The following is a 20,593-nucleotide window of genomic DNA, read 5'->3' on the forward strand; positions in this document are numbered from 1 at the left end:
GTGATAGAGTTTTGTGTAGTCTTTTCCTGATCCGATTTAAGAACATGGGAATACTACAGTGTGGAAAGGAATGTTGTCCTTTCCGATGAACTGGAACAAGTCAATTTTTTCATCAAACTTCTCGCTCGACTCGCTAGGAATCCACCATTTTTTCCAGTCGAAAGTTTCTTTGCCCGCAGCTTTCATTTCGTCTGCCAGCTGTTTTGTGATTGACATGTAGCCGATTGGCGCGTTGAACCAGACATAGAAAACCTTGTTCTCGTATCCGGTCTTTGGAACCGGGATTCCCCATTTGAGGTCTCGTGTGATTGCTCGCTCGTTGAGGCCGTCACGAATCCATGCCTTTGTCATCTGGATTGCGTTTGCGCTCCATTTGCCCTCTTTGCTTGTTTTTTCCATCCATTCCTCAAGGCGCGGAGCAATTGAAGGAAGGTCAATATAAAGATGCTTTGTCTCGCGTACTTCAGGAGTTGAGCCGCAAGTGTGGCAGCGTGGCTGTAAAAGCTGGGTCGGGTCAAGCAACGTGCCGCATGAGTCACACTGGTCGCCACGTGCATCGGTAGCCCCGCATTTTGGGCAGGTTCCGTCAACATAACGGTCAGCGAGGAACATATTGCATTTTGGGCAAAAAAGCTGCTTTGAAGTGTGCTCCTTGATGAAGCCGTTTTTGTCGAGGTCGTTGAAAATGCTCTGTGTGATTTCGGTACATTCTTCGTTTGAAGTGCGTCCGAATTTATCAAAAGCAATGTCGAACCACTCATAAATGTCCTTGTGGATTGCGTAGTAGTAATCGCAAAGCTCGCGCGGAGTCTTTTTTTCTTGCAGGGCCTTTGTCTCTGTGGCAGTGCCGTATTCGTCTGTGCCGCAGACATACATTGTCTCATATCCGCGTGAACGGCAGAATCGTGCGAAGACATCAGCGGAAAGCATCTGAATCAGGTTTCCGAGATGAGGAATATTGTTTACATAAGGAAGTGCTGATGTGATAAGTCGTTTGTTCATTTTGATATTGTTCATAAGCAAATATTATAGTAAAAAATCAATGCTTGTACAATCTGAGAAAAAAAGGCTATTAAAAACAATATGATTATGGGGGCATTTTTGCTTCGCAAAAACCAGGCTGCTCCGGGTTCCGCTTTCGCTTCATTGCTTCGCAACGCTTCGCGCCCTGCGTATCCTTTGCCCGCTTTGTACAGTCTAATTTCCTTTATTTCAGATAGCCCTCGAAATCACATGAACCGTCGGCGTGGCGTGGCCATTTCACTTTAGAGGAATCGTATTTTTCTGTCCTTATCATGGATTTCTTTATAAACAGTTTGCAAAAACCTTACCACTCCGGGGCGTAATCCAGTTCTTCGCTTCTTTTTGACTCATATTTCATGGTCATGGAATCAAGGCTGAAATGCTCTATTCGATGCCCCAGGCATCTGTGTCCGCCGTTTTCATCGAGCTGTTGTAATTCAAACTCGCCTAAAACACATTCCGGCACTTTTCTGTTCTCGGTTTCAAAATAGCTGTATGAATATCTGTAATAATTATCCTCTGTTTTGCCCTCCATATCATAAGAGGTTTTGTAAAGGCTGTTGCAGGCAACTTTGGTGTCTCGTTGCACGGTGTAATAATTGTATGAGACTTCCGGCCAGTTAAGTGATGTCTTGAATATGAATGAATAGAAAGGCTCAACTTTAGTCGGCTCATCAAAAAACTTATACTTTTCCATGTCAGAATCACGGTAAGCGGTAAGCTCCATAAAATATGGACTTCCTTCGTTCAAATCTCCGAGATATACCGGTCCTATCTCAAATCCGGGGCCTTCAGTGTATCCAGTTTCAAGGGCATGGATTTCCTTCGTTTCGTGGTTCACTTCAAAAAGCTCGGCATAATAGCTCGTCTTGTAATTATCCGTGCGAACAGGATTAAAAAGGAGCCTGACATAAAAATCATAAGGACTTTCGCAGCCGCCGACAGGAACATTCGGGCCATCGTAAGACTGCCCCATCTCAAAATGAGCCAAAGAAGAGCCACCGATGATTCCAGTTTTGTAGTCTTGGGTGCGGACAAGATAATAATTGTAGCGGTAAAAATACTCGTGGCTAAAATTTGTGTCCTGATTTCCGTAATCCCATAAATTTTCGCCGGAATTTCCCTCAATCTTTTCAAGAATCTCAACTTTTTCCAAGGGCTTAACCGTAATTTCATCGCCTTTCGGGCTCAGGAGTTTAGTTTCCTTGATTACCGTAGGAGTATTATCCTCAAAACCAGCCTGATAGAGCCATTCTGCAGGAGCACCTGGAAGTCTAGACTGGTAAATGTCATTCAGTTTTTCCTCATCACCCTTCAGTTCCTCAAGATTTTTATATTTCACGGGATTTGCAAGGTAACCGCCGAAACACCAGCCTTCAAGTCCTTTTGCCGAGACCTTGTACCAGAAGTCAGAGATTTCATCAATCGTAACTTTTTCACTTCCCTTTTCAAGGACGGCGACTTTCGTTCCGTAAGGAAGTTTTCCGAGCACCTTTCCGTCCTTACCCGGCGCATCGCGGATGTTGAGGTTTTCACCGTAAGCCATCTGCAAATCTTCATTGATGAGATAGACGAACGAGTCATTTCCTGAAAAATCCAGTTCCTTGTAAGTCGTGTACGGAACCGGCGCGTATAAACCCCTGAGCATCTGAAAATTGCGCCAGTCCTTCAGGCCGCGCAGATATTCAAGGCAGTCATCGACGCTTAACTTACTTTCAGGCTCATAAACGGCCATAAAATTCTTAATTTTTTCGTCATCGCACTCAGCGACATAATCCGCAAGGCTTTTACCGTTATTATCCTTCGTAGACTTTATGAGCTGGGAAATTTTTTCCTTATCATCACGGTTATTTTCTCCAAGTTCGTAAAAATATTCGAGAGTATCAAAGTTTTTGGCCTTAACTGCGTGCATTTGCACGGACATTCCTTCGCTGTCAAAAATAGCGTTTCGGAAAAAATACATCAACGATATCTTTTGTTCCAAAAATTCCCAGGTGTCTTTGTTTGCGACCTCAGCAAGAAGATGAAGAGGATTTGTTTTATCGCGATAGTTTCGCGGAGCAGAGTTATCAAGCAAACTTGCTATTGCTGTAACAATCACACTATCCTCATCATTACCATCACGATGAGGGTTGAGCTGATATGGTTTGAGTTTTTTGAACCGCTCAACGCCCACATAATCGATTATATAGCGAACATTTTCTACTGCCTCTTCCACAGTTATTTCGCTGTAACGGCTGTTCAGCATGCAAATGGCATCATTATTTCCTTCAAGGGCTGCTTTGATACTGGCAAAAAGAATTTTTTTGTCAAATATTACTCCGTAATGGTGAAGAGAAACCCAGCCCGCAGTTTTTTTGCCGTTCACATAAGCCGACTGCCGATACATGTCCTCATCGAAATCATAAGAAAGAATCTGGCACTTCATGCCGCCATCAAGATACTCAATCGGCTCATAATAGCCTCCGTAGTATTCATTTCCGTATTCATTTTCAACAATATGCATATCAAGAGTTGAATTCTCGTACAGGGGAACCTTATCAGTTTCATCGCCGGTTTTAGTGGTGAATCGCAGGCCAACGATTGAAAAAGGCCTGCTCTCATCAAATTCAGAAGATTTCCCCTTGCAGCCCATAAAAAGAACAGCCGCAAAAAGTATTGCCGTGATTTTATAAAAATTTTTTTTCATACGAATATCCTATAATTTTTTTATTTTTTTTCATCTTCTCCAGATGTCTTGTAAAAGTTTTTGAAGGCACATCTTGTGTTCAGGTCCACGGTATAAGAGTTGTAAGAAAGTTCCGGCTGGTCAAGTTCAGTCCTGAATATGAATGAATAGGACGGTTCAATTGAAGTTTTCTCATCAAAAAACTTATACTTTTCCATGTCAGAATCACGGTAAGCGATCAGATCAATCATAGTAGGAAAATCTCCCATCCTCATATTGCCGAGATGTACTGGCTCCTTTTCAAATCCAGAATCTTCCCTATATCCGCTCTCAAGGGCATGGATTTCCTTCGTTTCACGGTTTGCTTCAAAAATCTCTCCATAATAGCTTAGCTTGTCATAATTCAATTCATCAGAAGTATACATGAGAGTGACATAAAAACTATAAGGGCTTTCGCAGCCTCCGACCGGAATATACGGATCTTCGGAAGCCTGCCCCATCTCAAGGTGAGCCAAAGAAGAACCGCCGATGATACCAGTTTTGTAATCTTCGGTGCGGACAAGATAATAATTGTAGCGGTAAAAATACCCGCGGTTATCATCCGGGTCCTGCATTCCGTAATCCCACAAACCTTCGCCATTTTCCAGCAATTCCAGAATCACAACTTTTTCCAAAGGCTTGACACGCTGAAATCATTGTACACATCATAAACGGCCATAAATCTCTTAATTTTTTCGTCATCGCACTCAGCAACATAATCCGCAAGGCTTTTTCCGTTTTTATCCTTCGTAGACTGTATTAGATGGTAAATTTTTTCCTTGTCATCACGGTTAGTTTTTCCAAGCCTTGAAAAATAATAGTCAGGAATTTTATTTTCGTAAAAATATTTGAGCGTATCAAGGTTTTTGGCCTTTATCGCGTGCATAAGTGCGGACACGCCTTCACTGTCAAAAAAAGAATTATTGTAAAAATAGCTAAGATAATTATCATGAAAGCCTTTTCTTCCTGCTGGATAAGAGTTGCTGTCATCCAAGAATTTCCAGATGTCTTTGTTTGCGACTTCAGCAAGAAGATGAACAGGATTCGTAATATCATCATAGCCTGAGGCAGACAGCTCAATCAATCTTGCTATTGCCTTAAGAATCACAAGATCCTCAGCATTGCTTGGGGAAAGTTTTTTGAAGTGCTCAACGCCCATATAATCAATTATATAGCGAAGTTTTTCCAGAACTTCGTCCAAAGTCAAGTGAGTGAAATTGAAGCTCAGCATCAGGCGGGCATCTTCATTTCCTTCAAGAGCCGCATTGATGCTCCTTAAAAGAATTTCCTTGTCAAATATAACTGCGTAATGAGAGAGAGGAACCCAGCCCACAGAATTTTTTATGTTCACATAAGCCGAGTTATGCTCGCGATTATAAGAAAGAATCTCGCATCCCACATAGTCATCAAAATACTCAATCGGCTCATAACGGCCCGCTTCGGAATTATTTCCATCAATATATAAATCAAGGGTCGAATCCTTATACAAGGGAAGTTTTTTATTGTCAGGGCCAGCGTTAATGTTGAATTCTAGTCCAACGAATGAAAAAGTTTTGTCCTTCTTAGCCCCAGAAGATTTTCCATTGCAGCTGATAAAAAGAACTGCCACGAAAAGTATCGCCGTGATTTTATAAAAAAACTTCCTCATACGAATATCCTATATTTTTTAAGATTTTTTTCTATTCTTTAAAACTCAGTGCCTTTTTCCAGTGCTTAGGAAGCATTTCGTAAGTCACAACAGCCGGATCTGTTTCATCCCATTTATCATACCAGTTGGAATACTTATCACTCTCGGAATACAAGTCAAGTTCATAATTATAATAAAGAATATCTTCGACAGCAAACTCATCATCGTATAACCAGATGTAATATGTAATTAATCCGCGGGTAGAATTCCAGCTTGAATATAAGCGGCGGTTTATCTCATCACATTTAATATAAGTCGGGCAAACCACATCCCAGCAGGAAGGATTAAACTCATATTTCTCCTCATGGTCATTCCAGATATAAACATCATAATAAGGCTGTGCGCCGTTCATCGTGTAACCTGCAAGAATCCGAATGTCATCAAAACCATCAAAATTCAAATCCATAAGCTCAAACTGCTTTTTCTCAATTCCAAGAGAATCCGGCTCATAACGCTCCCGAAGCCCGAACATTCCGTGTTGATTTTCACCATAAACATATTCAAGATTCTGAATAACCTTACCATTTTTGCTCACTGTAAGATGCATGATTTTATCTTCAACCGCCTTTTCATAATCTGAATCGCGGCAGGTTACTTTTGGTAAAAAATCATAGCCGCCACCAAGAAGCCGCATTATTTTATCTCTTCCAAGCCTGCTGATTCTTATCGGCGGATTGATGACATGAGTTTCACAATCATCAGTTACATATTCATATTTGTTATTTTCATCAGGATGCGTGCAAAAAGTTTCAGTTTTATAAAGACACGGCTCGCCATCTGTTTCCTTAAAATAAAAAATATCACGCCACAAAAAATTTCCGCCGCCCCAGTAAAATTCAAGGCAGAAACCTTCATCATTTTCTTCAAAATCAGGCTCGTCAAAATTCTTTACTTCAAAATCTGCAAGTGGAAAAGCTAATTCCCATAGTCCGCCGTTGCGGGCAATTTTCGCCCACCTTCTGGAATGCATATAATCACGCCCCTGCTCATCACGCCGCTCCAAATAAAAAGAATAATTCGGCTCAGAAGATAAAACTTCCGACAAAAGAAAAATCAGCGCAACTGCAAGAAAAATCTTTTTCATATTGTTTTTACCCATTCATTTGTTTTATGATCGTATGGGAGCCCGGCTGTTTTAAGAACACTGGCATAAATCAAATCAGAAAGAATATGACTTCTGCTTCCATAAAAGTTATCGTATGCAGGATTATTATTTTCCACAGTGTGGGTTGCCTGAAACATTGCATCTTTTTGTTCCTTTATGGACTGCGTGCTGTCTATTGCCTTGAGCATTACTTTTGGCACAGTATTTTTTAAGTCAACAAATGCATTAAATTCATCGTCAATCAATGTTTTTTCAAAATGCTTTGCCAGTTTTTCCTTAGGACCTTCACCGCGATTAAGTACTTCTTTTGGCACTGCACGAATTATATTGATTACATGAATAATCCATTCTGGTTTTAAAAACAGAGAGCCTTCGCTGTGAGCCGTATTGTCATAAGTCTTAGACCATCCATGAAGGACGATACCTTCCGACACTTCTTCTATTGCAAAGGCAAAGTATTCGCTGTAATAAAAACTTTTTGCTATTACTGATGCCCACGGTATATCTCACATAAAATCTGACATAAACATCTCCCATAAAAAAACAGCCGAACTTCAAAAAGTTACGGCTGTTCTAATAGCATTGACTTAAGGATTACAAGTCTTTGCCTGTGATTTTGCGTACGCACTCGTGATAGAGGTCGCTTGTCTTTTTTACAACGTCGGCAGGAACTTCCTTGATGTTCGGGTCGCCTGCGAGGTTGTTTGCCTTGAGCCAGTCGCGGATGAACTGCTTGTCGTAGCTTGCAGGGCTTGTTCCGACCTTGTACTCAGCAGCGTTCCAGAAGCGGCTTGAATCAGGAGTGAGAACTTCGTCTGCAAGAACAAGCTCGCCCTTCTCGTCAAGACCGAACTCGAATTTTGTGTCGGCGATGATGATTCCGTTCTTCGCGGCGTGCTCGTAGCATTTTTTATAGATAGCAAGGGCTGTCTCTTCGATTTTTGTTCCGAGCTCTGCACCCAAGTCGTTCTTCATGTATTCGAGGGTAACGTTGATGTCATGGCCTTCTGCGGCTTTTGTTGAAGGAGTAACGATTGGCTCATCGAGTTTTTCTGCCTGCTCATATTTTTTTGTGAATGAGTGACCCAAGAAAGGCTCGCCTTTTTTGTAAGCCTCGTACATTGAGCCGAACATGTAACCGCGGACGATTACTTCATAAGGAATCATCTTGAGTTTTTTGACCAGGATTGTGCGACCTTCATATTCAGGCTTTTGGAATTCAGCAGGCATGTCTTTGAGGTCGCTTGAAATCATGTGGTTCTTTGTGATGTCTTTTGTGAGATCGAACCAGAAATTTGAGAGCGCGTTCAAGACCTTGCCCTTGTCAGTAATCATTGTAGGAAGGATTACATCGAAAGCAGAGATTCGGTCAGTTGTGACGATGACCATGCGGCCGTCTTCCAAATCATAAACTTCGCGGACTTTTCCGCTGATAATTTTTTTCATTTTTAACTCCTTCATTGCTCCTTGCAAAAAGTGATTGTATTTTATTCTTATTTTTAAAGTTGAACAAGACGGCATAAAACATTATTATATTTGCATTGTGTTAATCCGTTATTCATCAGACAGCAGGGGCAAGCCAGTCAAAAAGGCTGTGATTTATACAAAAGAAGAACATAAAATACCGTTAAAGAAAGTTGACCCCGATGCGCTTTACATTATCAGACATTTAAGGGAATGTGGCTATGACGCCTATATCGTTGGCGGGGCCGTGCGCGACCTCATTGTTGGCAAAGCACCAAAAGACTTTGACATCGTTACCGAAGCCACACCTTCCAAAATCAAAAAGCTTTTCCGTAATTCCCGCATAATCGGCAAGCGTTTTCGACTCGTTCATGTTTTTTTCGGCCAGAAGATTTTTGAAGTCTCAACATTCCGTTCAATCTGTGAGGGTTCCGTCGGAAACTCATTCGGCACTATGGACGAAGATGTCCAGCGTCGCGATTTCACTCTCAACGCACTTTACTACGACCCAATCAAAGAACAGGTCATCGATTATGTGAACGGTGTTGAAGACATCAAAAAGAAAGTTATCCATCCTGTAATTCCGCTCGACCGCATTTTCGTGGAAGACCCGGTCCGAATGCTCCGAGCCGTAAAATACAGCGCAACCACAGGCTGTAAGCTTCCTCATTCGCTCAAATCAAAAATCAGAAAGAGCGCGCACCTTCTCTCGCCTATCTCGCCTTCACGCTTGACCGAAGAGCTTTTAAAAATCATAAACTCAGGCCACTCGTATGAGATTGTAAGTGCCGCAATGGACGCAGACATTTTCATGTACTTGCAGCCATCAGCATGTTCGCTTATGTACGCCGACAAAAACTATGAAAAAAAATACATGCTTCATCTTAAGGAACTGGATTCTCTCGTAAAAACCGAGCCAGAGTCCCGCTTAGGAAAGAGGCTCACATACATTGTCTACGATTTTATTTCCTCACTCACCGACTGGCAAAAAGAAATCTCCACAAAAAGTGCCGCCGGTGAACTTTATACAAAAACATGGAACCAGTGCCGCCACTTCGTCCTCCCGATGAACCCGCAGCGCACCGAGCTTGAATACGCAATCAAAAATACGCTCACCCAGCTCGGAGTTGGGGTCAGGATTGGGAAGAAGAAAGGTAGGAATTAGGAGTGAGAAGTTAGGAGTTGTCCCTGCTTTTGGTTATTGAACTTAAGATTCTGAACAATTCCTGATTTTCAGAATTCAGTTCGTTAAATTCTGAGCCAGAAATATAATCAGTCTCATGTAGAAGTTCGAGCCAGTATCCTGTTTCAGCTGATTCTTTGAATGCAATGTACATTTTCGCATAGAAATCAGCCTTTGATTGTCCGCATTGAGCTTCACACACATTTGCTCCAATGCTTGTACCGCTTTTTAAAATTTGCTTTGATAAAACATATTCATGTTTTGTATCAGAGAGAATTTTGTAGAGTTTTATGATTTTTATCGCAAATTTCTTACTTTTTTCACCAATAATACTTTCTTTCAAAAATTAACTCCTAACTCCTAATTCCTAACTGCTAACTATTTAATCCCCCTAACAATAATCCCTCCGCCGCGGATTACATTGTCCTTATAAAAGACTGCGCTCTGACCTGGGGCTACGGCTCTCTGGGTTTCGGCGAATGTCACGAGCCATGGCTGGCCTTTGTATTCGGTGGTGTCGCTTTCTTCTGGAATGTATTTCGTGATTTTTGCTTTTACCGGGCGGCTTGCAAGGCGGATTTTTACATCTGCTTCAAATTCTTCAGCTGGCTCAACATCTGCCGGCCATACGAAATCGTCTGCAATCATTGCGCTTGAATTGAGAGCATCATTCGGAGCAAGTACTACTACATTGTTCTTTGCGTCGATTGCCTGAACATAGACCGGGTAGCTTACTGCAACACCCAAGCCCCTTCTCTGACCAATCGTGTAATGCTCGATTCCCTTGTGCTTTCCGAGAACATGACCGTCAAGGTCAATTATGTCGCCCGGAACAGAAGGCTTGTCTGAGAACAAAATGTCAAAATATTCCTCACCGATGAAGTCCTGGCTTTCCTCACGGTTTGCGGCCTCAAGTTTTGCTTTTCTTGCAAGATCGAAGACTTCTGATTTTTTGAGCGTTGCCAGCGGGAACCGCACTTTTTCAAGGACACGGCTTGGAATTCTGTTCAAGAAATAGGTCTGGTCTTTGGTGATGTCGGCGGCAGTCGCAATCATGCACGGCTTTTTGTCGCTTCCGAAAAGCCCCTCCGTGGGCCGAACGATTTTTGCATAATGGCCTGTGCAGAAATAATCGTACTCAAAGCCAAGATTTTCAATTCCGTCGAGCAATGCGCCAAATTTGATGTAGCGGTTGCACTGAATGCACGGATTCGGAGTACGGCCAGCGCGGTATTCGGCCTTAAAATATTCAAGGACACGCTTTTTGTATTCTTCCTGAACTTTAATCACATGATACTCGATTCCATGCTCGGCACAAAATTTCTCACATTCAGCGATATTCTCTTCCTCGCCCGGCCCGTAGCAGGCTTCTTTCATCGGCTTGTCGCTTTTGATTTCAGGCAAAGTGCCGTCCCACAAGGACATAGTGACTCCAATCACGCGGCATCCCTTTTCTTTGAGCAAAAGTGCGGTCAAAGTTGAATCCACCCCGCCGCTCATTCCAACAACAACAGTATCGCCAGATTTTGGCATGTCTAAAACATCATAATTCATATCAGCCTATTATATCAGAAGGTAGAACAACGATTCAATATGAGCGAAATTTATTCTGCTGACGGGCTATTCGCGGTTCCGCTTTTCGCTCCATTTCCCGACACCCATAACATGGATGTCGGGAAACAGCTACGCCGCCGCTACTATCCCTGCGCGCTTTGCCTATAAATCTTAAACTTTTTCCTTAAGCGCAAGTACCTGTTCCAGAGGTAGGGAGCAACAGCGGGCAATTTCATCTTCGGAAAGTTTATTCAGCAAAAGAAGATTCTTCGCATTTTCTATGGCATTTGCTCTTGCACCTTCAATTTTTCCTTCAGCTTTTCCTTCAGCAAGCCCTTCAGCACGACCTTCAGCTCTTCCTTCTTTTAGGCCTTTTGCTCGGCCTTCTTTTAGGCCCCGCCGCTCGGCAGCGTTTTTCATTGTTTTCATATCGGAGACATGCATCCAGTAGCGGGTTTCGTGATACCAGTTCATTTCGTCCTGACTGATATTTTTTAATACTGTTACGGCCATAGCTATCCCCCTGTTTGCTTTTGTGAGTTGTTCTAAAAAATCCCGTTTTTCGGGAACAGATGCGTATAAGAAAAATTTACCCCACATTTGGGCAGGTGTCAATAAAGCAATGTCGTCCGGCAAACGCTCGATTTTTGGCAGTTCCATGAAAATTATGTTGAGCATTTTTGCGACGGTTCTTCCTTTTTCGTTACGCATAAAATAGTGGTTGATGTTTTCTGCCTCACCCTTGTCAAAAACGAAGTTCAAAACTGAAATTTGGTATGCCTTGAGCGATTCGTTCCAGTCCATTCCTTTCTGGATATAATGGTTCAGCAGGTGTGCAACATGGTATTCAGCCCTTTTTCCGAAGTGTTCGTCCTTATTAAGACCTTGCATCTCAATGTTCACAATTTTGCCATCAATACGGCAGTTGATATCGAACTCGGACTGCTTATCAGTGAGTGACTCTCCCGAAAGCTCATTTGGTTGCAAGACTACATTAGTAACTTTTTTGCCGATAATGTCGGTGAGAAAGCTGGTGAGTGCTTGGTTGGATTCTTTTGACTCGTTCGTGAAAAGAATTTTGAAAATTGGGTCTGCGCAGGGATTTAGGAGCGCATCTGGGAAAGGACGAAGTGGTGGAATGTTCATAAAGTCTTCCTTTGAAGTAAGATAAAGACATAACTATGCCTTAGTCCAACTGCCAATTCTCAGAAGACTTGTGGTAAATTGCGTGCAGAGAGCGAAAAGACAATGGTTCAAATAAATTGGGATAATGAGTTTGATCTGCAACCTTTACAATTTTCAAAGTAGTGAAGATTTGGGAAAAAGTCAAGAAAAATTGATGTAATAGTGTTAATTAGTGTTAAAATTTGATATAGTATTCAGCGAAATGTCACATATTGTAAAAACTCAGAAAATGGTCTCAGGGGGCGACTGCCTTGCCCAGATTAATGGAAAGAATGTTTTTATTCCTTTTGCCGTTCCTGGCGAAGAACTTGAAATTGAAATCACGAAGTCTTTCCGCGACTACGACCTTGCAAAAATTATCAATATAGTCACTCCTTCTCCGCACCGTGTCGAGCCTTTCTGCCCACTCTATGGTATTTGCGGTGGCTGTAATCTCCAGCATATTGATGCCGAATATCAAAAAGAACTCAGAAAATCAATTTTAAAAGACTGTTTTGAGCGTGAAGGAATCAAATGCCCTGAGATTGAAATCATTTACGGCTCAGATAAAAATTACCGCTCCCGAATCCAGCTTACAAACGGCGGTTTCAACAAAAAAGAATCAAACGAAATCATAAATCTCGAAAACTGCCCGATTGCGACAGCCGAAATAAACGAATATCTAAAAAACACTCCTCAGAATGAACGCCCGCACGGCCGGGTTCATCTTTTTGGCGACGAAAGAATCTGTGGCGATTCAAAAGTAATTGTTGCAGAGGAACGAGAGCGCATTTCAAGGGAAATCAAAGTCCAAGGAGCTAGTTCAAAGCGAAAAGAAAAGCTTCGACTGCAGCAGAACCGCCACTTCGCGGGCACAACATTGAACGAAAACAACCGCTGCGAAGTCGAAATCTCTGGCAAAAAAATTGCCTTTGATGTTCAGGGCTTCTTTCAGTCAAATCTTGAAGTTCTCGAAAAGACAATCTCAGAAATCACGCGCAATATGGGCGGCCGAAATGTCCTCGACATGTACTCAGGCTGCGGAACTTTCTCCGTCTTCCTCACGGATTTGTTCGATAAAGTATGCCTCGTTGAGCACAACCGGGATGCAATCGTCTTTGCCGAGCAGAATCTTTCCGGCACCAAACACGAAAGTTTTGGTCTTTCCGGCGAAAACTGGATTAAATACAGCGCGCAGAATTACATCGCCAATAACGGAGATTTTGAATCAGTCGTAATCGACCCGCCCCGTTCTGGCATGGAAAAAGAAGTCTGTAAATGGCTCTGTCACTCAAAAATCCCGCAGATTCGCTCAGTAAGCTGTAATCCAAGCACCCACGCGCGGGATGCGGCATTCCTTGTAAAATCCGGCTACACTCTATCAAAGCTCTTTCTCCTGGATTTCTACCCGCACACAGCCCACATAGAATCCCTAGCCAGTTTCGAGTACACAGAATGAAAGTTTTCTTTTTAAAACAACATACACAAAATTCAAGATTTTCACTCATAAAAAAAGCTTTTTTAGTTTTCAGTTTTCAACTTTCCGTTTTCAGTTTTTCACAAACCGCTCAGCGCACCTGTGATTTGACAAAAGAAGAACCAAGCTGGCAGGCTGTAATCGGTGGTGTTGCCGTATCTACCTGCGTTGAAACATCTTACGGAGTCGCGCTTTTAAGTGACGGAAGGCTTCTTTCGGCATGCACAGGCTCAGGAACCGTAATCTGGCAGAGAAGCATCCGTGGCAGGCCTTCCCCATACATCGCATCTTTCGGGGATTTTTTGTATGTCGTAACTGATGGTTCCCGGCTCAACCTCGTCAACCCGTCAGGAATGACTTTATGGACTGAAAAATGTCCGTTCGAGGTCGCGGATTTTCCTTGTGTCGGGCGGGATGGCCGAGCCTTTGTCCGTGGCAAAAAAGGCCTTGCCTGCTATGGACTTGACGGCACAAGAAGATGGAAATGCGATACCGAGGAATTGGCACCACTTCCAATTAGCACTCTTGACGACGGCTCTATTCTTGTTTTCCTAAAAAATCTGAGGAACAACCTGAGTGTCGCAGTCAGATTCTCACCGTTCGGGGAAAGGCTTGAGGACATAACTTTCACAGGAATCATTTCATCTGTGGCGAATTGCTCCCTAGGAGTCCTCGTATCCCTCAAAAACGGCTCAATCGGCCTTGTCTCCGCGGGCGAGCAAAAAACAACTTCCGCAAAATGGGTAAATGGATCCGGAAATACGAGCGGCGCATTTAAAATCTGCTATTCAAAATCAAGCGGAAATTCATCATTTTTCTTTCAGAATGGAGTGAGGACAGAAGCCGTAATCGTAAAAATCGATGATGGAGAAATTCTCAACCGCTTTCAAGTCGGCAGCATAAATGACTTCAAGATTGCCTGTGATACGGTCAGCGGCTATTTCATAAGCGGTTCCATGGGTGCATGTGAATTCTGCGAGGATGGAACCATTCTTTTCGCGGCAAAACTTCCAGAGCAGTCAAAATGGAATTCAATTTTCTACACTAACAAGAATTTTCTGCTTCTGACCATGAAGGACTGGACCATCAAAGGATTTTTAATGAATCAGTCCGTACAAACAGCCGGCACAATGCAAAATAAAAAGCTTCCGATTTCTTACATTACGGCGGCACCAACGGATTCTTCCTTAACCGCTCTTGGAATCCGTCCGCTCAACGATGACAAGATGGCAGAAATTTCTTCCGCCCTCAAACAAGGTGATTACGGCAAAAAAGAAAGCGATTATCTTTCGCTCGTAAAAGCCGAGGCTCAGAATTACCTTGCTTCCCGCACGACAAAGCCTGCTTTCAATTCAGATAATTCTGATTTTTTTGCGGAAAATGCCGTTTATACGCAGAATCTTCTATATATAATGTCAAAAACCGGAACAAGGGAATTCTCGGTTTATTTTTCGCAGCTTCTTTCCTCTGAAATCGACAAGAGCCAGCTTCTGTCACTCATAGCCTTTGCCGGAAACATGGGCTACGATGAGGACGGACTTACACTTCTTGCCCTTGAAAATCTTCTCGTAACAAAAATTCAGCCGACTGACCAGCTTACTCTGAAGTCAATCTGTGATGCGACTTATGAAATCTGCCGTTTTATGGGAAGACCGGCATTGAACAAAAGGGGCAAAAATATTCTTTCCCGGATGCTTTTCACGCAATATGACAAAAGTATTCAGGATTATGCACGAAAAACGCTAGAAAAAATGATAAGTTTCGAGAAAAAGTGACAACTTTAAGATTCTATGATATAATTGTAATGTTCTTTCAAGGAGGATTTTTTGATGAACAGTAAAAAAGTGCTTAAAAAGGCATTCTTGTCCATCTTTGCGGCGCTTGCTATTTCGTCTTTGAGCGCAATCGAAGTTGACCGCAATGAGATTCAAGGCGCACCAGGAGCAAATGATGTCGTGTTCCGCAATTACTCAGGTCCGCATTCTGTTATAAATACCGTGCAGCAAATCCGTGAGATTGGTTCTGCTCTCGGCAATCAGGTCAAGGCTAACCCCAGCAACACGGGAATGATTGGTGCCGCAAACAGATACGCGGTCATTCATGCAATCGACCCAAGCACAAAAGAAAAATTTGATGCAGACATTTTTATCATCGGACGCAATGCGACTGTTGATCACATCACAAACCTTCGCCGCATTATTTCGGCTTACCTTGAGTCGGCCTACGGATATTCAACAAAAGATGCCGACACAATCGCAACTTTCGTAACAGTTTACAATGCCGTTTACCGCGGAAATCTCGATTACTTCAAGTCAAAGTACAAGGACATCGTAATCAAGAATCTTTCCGCATCAATCGTTGGTCTCTCAACAAACTACGAGGACTGGCCTGGAAAATCTCAGATTGTAATTCCTCTCTCAGATTTGAACGGCGGATTGAGTACAATCGACACATCCCTCATCTCAGACAAACAGGTCGTCAAGTCAATGCAGGGCGAAGATGACAAAGGAATCGATGCAAGAAAAGATATGGTTGACCTGAAAGAGCGTGAAGCTGACAACATCCAGTCTAAGGCCGATGAAGAACAGGCCAAGGCCGATGCTGAAAAAGCCAAGCTTGCTGAGGAACAGAAAAAGAAGGCCGAGACTGACGCTGCCGCAGCGAAAGCAAAAGCTGATGCAGAGAAAGCCAAGGCAGATGCCGTAAAAGCCAAGGCAGATGCAGAGAAAGCTAAAAAAGATGCAGATGCCGCAAAAGCCAAGGCAGACGCTGAGAAAGCCAAGGCAGATGCTGCAAAAAAACAGGCTGCTGCAAAGCCTAATGACGAGCAGGCAAAGAAAGATGCCGCAGAAGCTCAGAAAAAGGCTGATGAAGCAAAAAATGAGGCACAGCAGGCTCAGAATAAAGCTGCGGAGGCTCAGAAAGACGCCACAGAGGCTCAGAAAGACGCCGCAGAAGCCCAGAAGGATGCCGCAGAAGCCCAGAAGGATGCCGCAGAACAGGCTAAGAAAACAGATGAGCAGGCTAAGAGTGCTCAGGAAGCTCAGGATAAAGCAGATTCCGTTCAGTCTGAAGCAGATAAAAAGCGGGATGAAGCTCAGGAAGAGCGCACTTCAATCGCAAAAGACCAGCAGACACTTATCCGCGAGGCTTCTTACACTACAAGCGATGAAAACGCCATGTACGGTCTCAGAAATCTCGATGATGCCGGCATTGCAAGCACAATCGTAAAGATGAACACAAAATCAGGCGCAATCATGAAGGAATCTCCTGTCTCAGAAATCCGTGGACGAACAGTGTTTGACGACGGTGAAAAATTCATCGCAGTCGCAGGCTCTAACAAAGGAAACGGTGCCGTAAGATTGATTACAATCGATAAACGCAAGCTTGAGATGATTGATGAAAGCGCAGAGAATATCTCGGAACTTTCAGTTCTTGTTGAAAAGGATGGAAGCTACTACTGTACAATTCAGGAAGGAAATGACTTCTATCTTGGTAAATTCACCAACAATCTCCAGAAGCAGCTCCAGTCAAAGGTCAAGGTAAAGGCAGCTACACCAATTACAATCACAAACTATGGTATCATTGTAACAGATGTTAACGGTGCTCCAGTTGTCCTAAATCCAAATGATTTGTCGAGCGTTTCTTCAGAATCAAAACCATCTGCTTCTACGACAAGCGATGCAAAATAAAAACTAAAAAAAGAAAAAGGGGCTGTCCAATCGAACAGCCTCTTTTTTATGCAGTTTTATAAGAAGAGCAACATCAGTCTTCTTCGTTAGCCTTATTTTCAAATCTGGTGATTGAGCTAAGGAACAAGAGCGGAACATCACCGATCGGGCCGTTTCGCTGCTTAGCCACGATGATTTTTGCGTCCTGAACAGGCTCGGCTTCGCCGTCTTCCTGCTTTTTTCGCTCACGATGGATAAACATTACGACATCCGCATCCTGCTCGATTGAGCCAGAACCTCGCAACTGGTTCAAGCTAGGCTCGTTTCCTTCGGCATCACGGCTTACCTGACAGAGCGCGACAATCGGAATATTAAGCTCTCGGGCCAGTGATTTGAGAGATTTTGAAATTTCACTAACCTGCTCGTAAACTGGAGCAGCCGAATTTTCTGTAGCAATCAAACCTATATAGTCGATGAAAATTACTTCGACTTTCTGATTCGTTCTCATACGCCTTGCCATTGCTCGCAAATCAATGAGCTGCATGTTCGGAGTGTCGACAATGTAAAGCGGCGCGTCATAGCAGCGGCCAGCCGCGTCATTGAGCTTCTGGAAGTCGTCAAGCTTGAGCATACCTGTCCTGAGTTTTGTGCCGGCGATTCGTGCGTTCTGGGAAAGAAGTCGCTGTCCAATCTGAACATGAGACATTTCCAAAGAGAAGAACCCACATGGAATCTTCTTTGTAACGGCAATATGCTCCATCATGTTCAGGGCAAGGGCTGTTTTACCCATAGAAGGGCGCGCACCGATGATGATAAGCTCGGCTTTCTGGAAACCTGAAGTCATTGTGTCGAGCTTTGAGAAGCCGGAAGGAACGCCAGTGAATGTATTCTTGCTCTTGTAGTTCTTTTCAATCATATCGACTGTGAGCGGAACAATGTCGCCCATCGAATGAACTACAGTAGTCTGCTCATTGTCGGCAAGGTCAAAAATCTTTTTTTCGGCTTCCTCAAGGATAAGCTTTGAGTCACGGGTTTCATCAAAAGCGGAAGCCTTAATCTGCTGGGACACGTCAATAAGGCTGCGGCGAGTCGCACGCTCAAAAACTATCTTAGCATAATATTCGATGTTTGCGGCCGTTGGAACAACATCTGTGAGGGATGCGATGTAAGCCGCCCCGCCCGATTGCTCAAGCTGACCGGTCTTGGAAAGTTCCTCAACAAGCGAAAGAGTATCACAAGTCTCGCCTTTTGAGAAAAGCCGCATCATTGCGCGGAAAATAACCTGATTCTGCTGTGTATAAAAATGCTCCGCGCGCAAAAGTGTTGCAATTGCACTCACCGAGCCCCAGTTAAGGAGCATTGCGCCAAGAGTTGCACGCTCCGCCTCGTCATTGTGTGGCGGCACAGTATCTTTCAAAATAGAATCCATATTTTCCTCGATTATTTTAATTATAGACAAAAAAAGGCTGCCTGAAAAGACAGCCTTTTTATTTAAGCCGGAATTTTATTATTCAGCAGCTTTTGCTTCCTCTGCTGGAGCTTCAGCAGGAGCAGCTTCTTCTTTCTTAGCCTTTTTTGGCTCTGCTTTTTTAGCTGATTCATCTTCCTGTCCGATGACAGTGATTTTAACCTCAGCATTTGCAGACTCATAAAGGTGGATTGTACAGTGGTAGTTACCAACAGATTTGATTGTAACGCCAGGAATGTCAATTCGTTTGCGCTCAATCTCGTATCCGTTTTTTGCAAGGAACTCAGAAACTGTAAGTGCTGTAACAGAACCGAAGAGTTTGCCGTTTGCAGCAGCTGGCATTTTAAGCTCAACTGTGAGTGCTTCAAGCTTGTCTTTGAGGCTTGCAGCATCCTTACGTTTCTGCTCTTTGCGTGCTTCGATTTCCTCTTTGCGAGACTCGAAGTAAGCTACAGTCTGATCATTGTACGGAACTGCGTACATATGTGGAAAAAGGAAGTTGCGAGCGTAACCGTTAGCAACATTTTTAACATCACCCATTTCACCGAGGTGTTTAACATCTGTATAAAGAATAACTTTCATTTTACAAGCTCCTATTGGATTTTAGTTGCCCCGCGTTACCAGGAGTTGGATCGTAGGGCTATTCTGCTTGCATGGATGCAAGCGATAAGGAAAGCAAGAAATGCGTTAGCACATTTTTGTGCGACCATTTCTTGTCACGAATCGGGTTTTACATGGATGTAAAACCAGTTCGATTTACTCTGTTACGAATGGCAACAAGCAGATATTGCGCGCGCGTTTGATAGCTACTGTAAGCTCACGCTGGTGTTTTGCACATGTGCCTGTGATGCGGCGTGGAAGAATCTTACCGCGCTCTGTTGTGAAGCGTTTGAGACCGTCTGCATCTTTGTAATCAATCTTTGCTTTGTTAGCACAGAATCGGCAAACCTTCTTGCGGAAGAATGTTTTACCTTTGCCGCGAGCGCCTTTGTCCTCGCCGTCTCGGCCTTCAGATGCGCCCTGTGTATCTACTTTGAGTTCGACTTCGTTTGTAACTTCGTCTGACATAGTGTTCTCCTATAAAAACTCCGCGTTAGCGGCGTTGCATGGAGGCAACGAATGTGCGAGTTTATGCCAACGGCAAAAACTCGGCCGTGAAAAAATTACATGGAAGTAATTTTTTCATGCCCCCTATAAATTAAAATGGAATGTCTTCCGGGAATCCGCCGTCGCTTGGACCGCCAAAACTCTGGTCGCCATAATCAGGAATATCATTACTTGGAGCGAAACTGTTCTGCTGTGCCTGAGCCTGTGGCTGGAACTTCGGTGTGTACCCCCCAGACGGCTGTGCGCCGCCGTTACCAGAATTTCCGCCTAAAAGCTGCACATTGTTTGCAACGATTGATACATTGCTTCTTGTCTGCCCTGTTGTTTTGTCCTGCCAGCGATCCTGTTTGAGATAGCCTTCTACGCAAATCTGCTTACCCTTTTTGAGATAAGGAAGAAGGTTCTCTGCTGTTTTACCCCAGATTGTAACATTAAAGAAATTTGCTTCGTCTACCCACTGATCACCCTGTTTTCGGCTGCGGTTGACTGCAATGCTGATATTTGCACGAGCCTGTCCGTTCGGTGTGAAAGCGTATTCACGCTGGTCACTGCCGTTCAAATCACGGGTAAGGCGTCCTACAATAGTCACGCTGTTAATATCAGTCATTTAATGCCTCCGAAGGTGTAAAAGTGGTGGTGCAAACTTATTTTGCTTCTTTGTCGTCGAGTTTAACGAAAAGAGATTTGAGCAAATTGTTGTTCAATCGGAACTGTGTGTTGATTTCAACGATTTTAGCAGGATTTGCTTTGACTGTGAAAAGAACGAATCGGCCTCTCTTGTTTTTTGCGATTTCGTAAGCGAGGTCACGGTCTCCGTAAGACTCTTCTTTTTCAACTGTTGCACCAAACTGTGCGAGAACGGCTTTTACTTTCTCTGTGCCGTCTTTGAACTTCTCATCCTCGATAGGATAGATAGTCATGAGTTCATACTTTTTCATGTGTGTATGTTCTCCTTATGGACATTTGGAGTCCGCATACGCAGA

Annotated in this window: 18 protein-coding genes and 1 pseudogene; 4 read left to right on the top strand and 15 right to left on the bottom strand. The window is 43.4% G+C overall.

Features of this window, described 5'->3' with window-relative positions; translation table 11 throughout:
* Positions 1-39: 39 nt before the first annotated feature.
* The 7 genes and pseudogenes from metG to IJJ71_RS07130 form a co-directional block, all read right to left on the bottom strand.
* Positions 40-1,002 (bottom strand): annotated as a pseudogene (gene metG, locus IJJ71_RS07100) (methionine--tRNA ligase); the annotation flags it as partial.
* A gap of 325 nt (positions 1,003-1,327) precedes the next feature.
* The gene (locus IJJ71_RS07105) at positions 1,328-3,712 is read right to left on the bottom strand and encodes an SH3 domain-containing protein (protein WP_296846134.1); all 2,385 of its coding nucleotides are present in this window, start codon (positions 3,710-3,712) and stop codon (positions 1,328-1,330) included.
* A 20-nt stretch (positions 3,713-3,732) separates the two neighbouring features.
* Positions 3,733-4,353: a hypothetical protein gene (locus tag IJJ71_RS07110; RefSeq protein WP_296846135.1), complete on the bottom strand. Its 621-nt coding sequence runs from the start codon at positions 4,351-4,353 to the stop codon at positions 3,733-3,735.
* A complete protein-coding gene (locus IJJ71_RS07115) occupies positions 4,350-5,378 on the bottom strand; it encodes a hypothetical protein (RefSeq protein WP_296846136.1) in 1,029 nt (342 codons plus the stop codon). Before IJJ71_RS07115 ends, IJJ71_RS07110 begins: the two co-directional genes overlap by 4 nt.
* 31 nt (positions 5,379-5,409) lie before the next feature.
* On the bottom strand, positions 5,410-6,501 hold the full coding sequence (locus IJJ71_RS07120; protein ID WP_296846137.1) for an XAC2610-related protein: 1,092 nt from the start codon (positions 6,499-6,501) through the stop codon (positions 5,410-5,412).
* Positions 6,498-6,836: a hypothetical protein gene (locus IJJ71_RS07125; protein WP_296846138.1), complete on the bottom strand. Its 339-nt coding sequence runs from the start codon at positions 6,834-6,836 to the stop codon at positions 6,498-6,500. Before IJJ71_RS07125 ends, IJJ71_RS07120 begins: the two co-directional genes overlap by 4 nt.
* Positions 6,837-7,116: 280 nt before the next feature.
* Positions 7,117-8,043: a phosphoribosylaminoimidazolesuccinocarboxamide synthase gene (locus IJJ71_RS07130; RefSeq protein ID WP_367113230.1), complete on the bottom strand. Its 927-nt coding sequence runs from the start codon at positions 8,041-8,043 to the stop codon at positions 7,117-7,119.
* Positions 8,044-8,065: 22 nt separating this feature from the next.
* Between IJJ71_RS07130 and pcnB the strand changes: the two genes are divergently transcribed.
* Positions 8,066-9,151, top strand: a complete 1,086-nt coding sequence (pcnB, locus tag IJJ71_RS07135; protein ID WP_296846140.1) for a polynucleotide adenylyltransferase PcnB — start codon at positions 8,066-8,068, stop codon at positions 9,149-9,151.
* Between the two features lie 10 nt (positions 9,152-9,161).
* On the opposite strand, the gene IJJ71_RS07140 is transcribed toward pcnB, so the two are convergent.
* From IJJ71_RS07140 to IJJ71_RS07150, 3 genes are all read right to left on the bottom strand, one after another.
* Positions 9,162-9,512, bottom strand: a complete 351-nt coding sequence (locus tag IJJ71_RS07140; RefSeq protein WP_296846141.1) for a four helix bundle protein — start codon at positions 9,510-9,512, stop codon at positions 9,162-9,164.
* A 35-nt stretch (positions 9,513-9,547) separates the two neighbouring features.
* Positions 9,548-10,723 carry a tRNA 2-thiouridine(34) synthase MnmA gene (gene mnmA / locus IJJ71_RS07145; protein WP_296846142.1) on the bottom strand — a complete coding sequence of 392 codons (1,176 nt, stop codon included), beginning with the start codon at positions 10,721-10,723 and terminating at the stop codon, positions 9,548-9,550.
* A gap of 171 nt (positions 10,724-10,894) precedes the next feature.
* On the bottom strand, positions 10,895-11,869 hold the full coding sequence (locus IJJ71_RS07150) for an Rpn family recombination-promoting nuclease/putative transposase (protein WP_296846143.1): 975 nt from the start codon (positions 11,867-11,869) through the stop codon (positions 10,895-10,897).
* Positions 11,870-12,110: 241 nt separating this feature from the next.
* Here IJJ71_RS07150 and IJJ71_RS07155 point away from each other — a divergent pair, with 241 nt between their 5' ends.
* The 3 genes from IJJ71_RS07155 to IJJ71_RS07165 all read left to right on the top strand — a co-directional run bounded on the left by IJJ71_RS07155 (position 12,111) and on the right by IJJ71_RS07165 (position 17,056).
* Positions 12,111-13,346: a class I SAM-dependent RNA methyltransferase gene (locus IJJ71_RS07155; protein ID WP_296846144.1), complete on the top strand. Its 1,236-nt coding sequence runs from the start codon at positions 12,111-12,113 to the stop codon at positions 13,344-13,346.
* 125 nt (positions 13,347-13,471) lie between these two features.
* The gene (locus tag IJJ71_RS07160) at positions 13,472-15,139 is read left to right on the top strand and encodes an outer membrane protein assembly factor BamB family protein (protein WP_296846145.1); all 1,668 of its coding nucleotides are present in this window, start codon (positions 13,472-13,474) and stop codon (positions 15,137-15,139) included.
* 54 nt (positions 15,140-15,193) lie between these two features.
* Complete coding sequence (locus IJJ71_RS07165) at positions 15,194-17,056, top strand: P83/100 family protein (protein WP_296846146.1); 1,863 nt, start codon at positions 15,194-15,196, stop codon at positions 17,054-17,056.
* A 73-nt stretch (positions 17,057-17,129) separates the two neighbouring features.
* Here the strand turns inward: IJJ71_RS07165 and dnaB are convergent, their stop codons facing one another.
* The 5 genes from dnaB to rpsF all read right to left on the bottom strand — a co-directional run bounded on the left by dnaB (position 17,130) and on the right by rpsF (position 20,548).
* A complete protein-coding gene (gene dnaB / locus IJJ71_RS07170; RefSeq protein ID WP_296846147.1) occupies positions 17,130-18,464 on the bottom strand; it encodes a replicative DNA helicase in 1,335 nt (444 codons plus the stop codon).
* Between the two features lie 78 nt (positions 18,465-18,542).
* Positions 18,543-19,085: a 50S ribosomal protein L9 gene (gene rplI, locus IJJ71_RS07175; protein WP_296846148.1), complete on the bottom strand. Its 543-nt coding sequence runs from the start codon at positions 19,083-19,085 to the stop codon at positions 18,543-18,545.
* A 174-nt stretch (positions 19,086-19,259) separates the two neighbouring features.
* Positions 19,260-19,571, bottom strand: coding sequence for a 30S ribosomal protein S18 (gene rpsR, locus IJJ71_RS07180; protein ID WP_184657308.1), 312 nt, complete (start codon positions 19,569-19,571; stop codon positions 19,260-19,262).
* Positions 19,572-19,701: 130 nt separating this feature from the next.
* A complete protein-coding gene (locus IJJ71_RS07185; protein WP_296846149.1) occupies positions 19,702-20,217 on the bottom strand; it encodes a single-stranded DNA-binding protein in 516 nt (171 codons plus the stop codon).
* Positions 20,218-20,254: 37 nt separating this feature from the next.
* Positions 20,255-20,548, bottom strand: coding sequence for a 30S ribosomal protein S6 (rpsF, locus tag IJJ71_RS07190; protein WP_296846150.1), 294 nt, complete (start codon positions 20,546-20,548; stop codon positions 20,255-20,257).
* Between the last annotated feature and the right edge of the window lie 45 nt (positions 20,549-20,593).

The organism is Treponema sp. (assembly GCF_017430385.1).
GTDB lineage: Bacteria > Spirochaetota > Spirochaetia > Treponematales > Treponemataceae > Treponema_D.

Bases quoted from the DNA above. Each gene is read 5' to 3' on its own strand.
- IJJ71_RS07130 (WP_367113230.1), bottom strand. From the start codon at position 8,043: ATGCCGTCTTGTTCAACTTTAAAAATAAGAATAAAATACAATCACTTT.
- dnaB (WP_296846147.1), bottom strand. From the start codon at position 18,464: ATGGATTCTATTTTGAAAGATACTGTGCCGCCACACAATGACGAGGCG.
- IJJ71_RS07185 (WP_296846149.1), bottom strand. From the start codon at position 20,217: ATGACTGATATTAACAGCGTGACTATTGTAGGACGCCTTACCCGTGAT.
- rplI (WP_296846148.1), bottom strand. From the start codon at position 19,085: ATGAAAGTTATTCTTTATACAGATGTTAAACACCTCGGTGAAATGGGT.
- mnmA (WP_296846142.1), bottom strand. From the start codon at position 10,723: ATGAATTATGATGTTTTAGACATGCCAAAATCTGGCGATACTGTTGTT.
- IJJ71_RS07165 (WP_296846146.1), top strand. From the start codon at position 15,194: ATGAACAGTAAAAAAGTGCTTAAAAAGGCATTCTTGTCCATCTTTGCG.
- IJJ71_RS07150 (WP_296846143.1), bottom strand. From the start codon at position 11,869: ATGAACATTCCACCACTTCGTCCTTTCCCAGATGCGCTCCTAAATCCC.
- rpsR (WP_184657308.1), bottom strand. From the start codon at position 19,571: ATGTCAGACGAAGTTACAAACGAAGTCGAACTCAAAGTAGATACACAG.
- IJJ71_RS07155 (WP_296846144.1), top strand. From the start codon at position 12,111: ATGTCACATATTGTAAAAACTCAGAAAATGGTCTCAGGGGGCGACTGC.
- IJJ71_RS07115 (WP_296846136.1), bottom strand. From the start codon at position 5,378: ATGAGGAAGTTTTTTTATAAAATCACGGCGATACTTTTCGTGGCAGTT.
- rpsF (WP_296846150.1), bottom strand. From the start codon at position 20,548: ATGAAAAAGTATGAACTCATGACTATCTATCCTATCGAGGATGAGAAG.
- IJJ71_RS07105 (WP_296846134.1), bottom strand. From the start codon at position 3,712: ATGAAAAAAAATTTTTATAAAATCACGGCAATACTTTTTGCGGCTGTT.
- IJJ71_RS07120 (WP_296846137.1), bottom strand. From the start codon at position 6,501: ATGAAAAAGATTTTTCTTGCAGTTGCGCTGATTTTTCTTTTGTCGGAA.